This window comes from Ruminococcus sp. OM04-4AA, assembly GCF_003462585.1.
GTDB lineage: Bacteria > Bacillota > Clostridia > Lachnospirales > Lachnospiraceae > Mediterraneibacter > Mediterraneibacter faecis.
In genome coordinates this window covers 1-2,644 of the sequence record NZ_QTZH01000115.1, presented here as the reverse complement: position 1 = coordinate 2,644, position 2,644 = coordinate 1, and the positions used below count along the sequence as shown (strand labels likewise).

Here is a 2,644-nt window from a genome sequence, read left to right as displayed (position 1 = left end):
GTATATTCATCATCAATATAATCTAGGTATTCGCTAAAATCACTAAATGGTTTTTTAACTTCATAAATACTAATATCATAGGGAGAACTTCTTTCTATCGTGGATTGATATACACCTTTGTTGATACTGGAAAAATTCAAACACAATAAAGATAGTAATATCAACATGGAGAGTGTCCCGAATGTGAAACCCATTGTTCGAGCCTTAGACGCAAAGGTTCTGGCAACAAACAAATTATCACTTTTATATTTTAGTTTTTTGCTTTTTAACAAAACAGACAAGAACATATCTGCACAGGTTGCAGAAATACCATATATACTGATAATCAATACACAAATACAAATTGTTAAGTAACTGATGTTTTCACTTGTACTATAGTTTTCAAAATTAAATCGTGTGTGCCAAAAAACTAAAGAAGCTATACCTAACAAAAGACTTATAACAAAAATAATATTTCTTCTTTTACTACTGCGGAACATTTTCTTTTCATTTTGTTTGTCAAAATAAAGGAAGTCGTGTACCGTCATTTTTCTAATTCTTCGTAAAAGGTTAAGCAAAACCAATACGTATATCGCCATAAAATAAATTGCCAGCAATTCGATAGAAATAAGATTTAAAGAAATAAATATAACCTCTGGAATACCCAGCATTTTTACAATAACTAATGATACAAACTGACTGAACAGAAAGCCGAGCGGAATAGATAGTACAAATGCTAAAAATCCCAGTAATATATTCTCTGTTACAAGTAAATGTGCAACTTTCTTTTTCTTTATTCCAAGAAGCATATATGTCCCTAATTCTTTACTTCTTTTTTCAAACATGAACCTTGTCGTATAGTTAATCAGAAAACATACAACAAATACAATTACAGCATTGATAAAAGTTAATACTGTTTTGAATGACCCCATACCAGTAGATAACTCTACAACCTTATCAGAACTTGCAATTAAATTAAACGCAAGTATCAATGAAAATGAAATCGTAATCGTTATCAGATAAATCAAATAATCTTTAATGCTTCTTTTTGTATTTCTAACCGCTAATTTACCTAACATTTCCAACTTCACCTCCGAGCAAGGTTAATATATCCAGTATTTCATTGAAGAAATCTTTTCTGCTTTTTTCCCCTCTGAAAATTTCATTGAATATCTTACCGTCTTTTAAGAACAGAATACGTTCACAGAAAGACGCACTAAACGGGTCATGTGTTACCATTAAAATAGTAGCTTGCATTTTCTTGTTGATGTCAGACATTGTTTCTAGTAACAATCTGGAAGATTTTGAGTCCAAAGCTCCCGTCGGTTCATCAGCTAATATCAGTTTCGGTTCATTGATTAAGGCTCTTGCACAAGCACAACGCTGTTTTTGTCCGCCAGAAACTTCATAAGGAAATTTCGATAAAATATCACGAATACCCAATTTATCAGCGATAGCATGAACTCGTTTGTCAATATCAGCAGGGTTCTGTTTGTTGATTACCAATGACAAAGAAATGTTTTCTTCAATCGTTAAGGTATCTAAAAGGTTGAAATCTTGAAAAATGAACCCTAGATTTTCACGTCTAAAATCAGCAAAATCTTTATCTTTGATTTTGGTAATATCTTGATTGTTGACTGTAATGTGTCCGCTGGTTACAGTATCAATCGTAGAGATACAGTTTAATAGGGTAGTCTTTCCAGAACCACTAGCTCCCATTATTGCGACAAATTCGCCCTTGTCTACATACATAGAAATACCGTCTACTGCCTTTGTGATATTTCCAGAGTTACCCCCGTAGTATTTTTTTACTTGCTCTAAATTTAAAATGTGTTCCATTAAAAATCGCTCCTTTCTTCCTGCCACATTTATTTGTTTTGGAATACAATTAAATTATAGCAAGGGCAGTATTCAATTACACTTACAGTTTTGAAAGTAAACAGAGAGTAAAAGAGCCGTGATAATGCAGATCACAATTTTGTGAAGCATTTCCACGACCCTTTTATTATAATTTTGCCTTTGTCTTTTTCGTAATGATATAAATATATTCTTCTGGTGTAGGGCGTTTATTCCCAAAATACTTTTTAAAATTTGCCTGCACCTCTGGGTCGGTGCTATTCATAGCTTCATCAATCGTTGCTTCAATATTTTCCCGTACATCAGCTAATGACATACCGCCAGCCTTTGCACCAGCCTTTAATGCTTTTTTAATATCTCGTTTTTTTAACCCTATCATTCGAACCAACTCCCTAAAATGAGTTAATCTTCTTTTTCAAAAATTAAATCAATCTTTCGCATACAACCTTTTGCGTCAATTTCTGTAGGTATAAAACCAACATAGCGATACCCATTTTCTGCATAGCTATTTATAACTTCCTTATGTTTATCGGTGCAAAGGAACACAACACCTTTCGCAGTATAATCAATTTCTAAATATTCATATTTTTTCATTTTTCCTCATTTCCTTTCTCTTTCATATTTTCTCTACGCTTTTTGATTGCCTTATTTCTTAAAGGAATACCAACGCCCAATATCAATCCTACTACCAAAATAGTCAAGTCCATAAGCACACCTCTCTTTTCTAAAACTCTTTTTTCTTTAGTATTGTTAAGCTAATAAGATAGGAGATACCTAAAATAACAACTGAAAGCAATAAAAATAATAT

The 2,644-nt window shown here is 32.3% G+C and carries 4 protein-coding genes; all 4 read right to left on the bottom strand.

Going from position 1 to position 2,644, the window contains the following annotated elements:
- A partial coding sequence (locus DXB52_RS15380; RefSeq protein ID WP_147343396.1) for an FtsX-like permease family protein occupies positions 1-1,058 on the bottom strand: 1,058 nt, incomplete at its 3' end.
- Positions 1,048-1,818 (bottom strand): ABC transporter ATP-binding protein, encoded by a 771-nt coding sequence (locus DXB52_RS15375; protein WP_117576622.1) that lies wholly within the window; start codon positions 1,816-1,818, stop codon positions 1,048-1,050. The genes DXB52_RS15380 and DXB52_RS15375, both read right to left, overlap by 11 nt.
- 166 nt (positions 1,819-1,984) lie before the next feature.
- Positions 1,985-2,215, bottom strand: coding sequence for a hypothetical protein (locus DXB52_RS15365; RefSeq protein WP_055151587.1), 231 nt, complete (start codon positions 2,213-2,215; stop codon positions 1,985-1,987).
- Between the two features lie 23 nt (positions 2,216-2,238).
- Positions 2,239-2,430, bottom strand: coding sequence for a DUF4177 domain-containing protein (locus tag DXB52_RS15360; protein ID WP_008370354.1), 192 nt, complete (start codon positions 2,428-2,430; stop codon positions 2,239-2,241).
- Positions 2,431-2,644 lie beyond the last annotated feature (214 nt).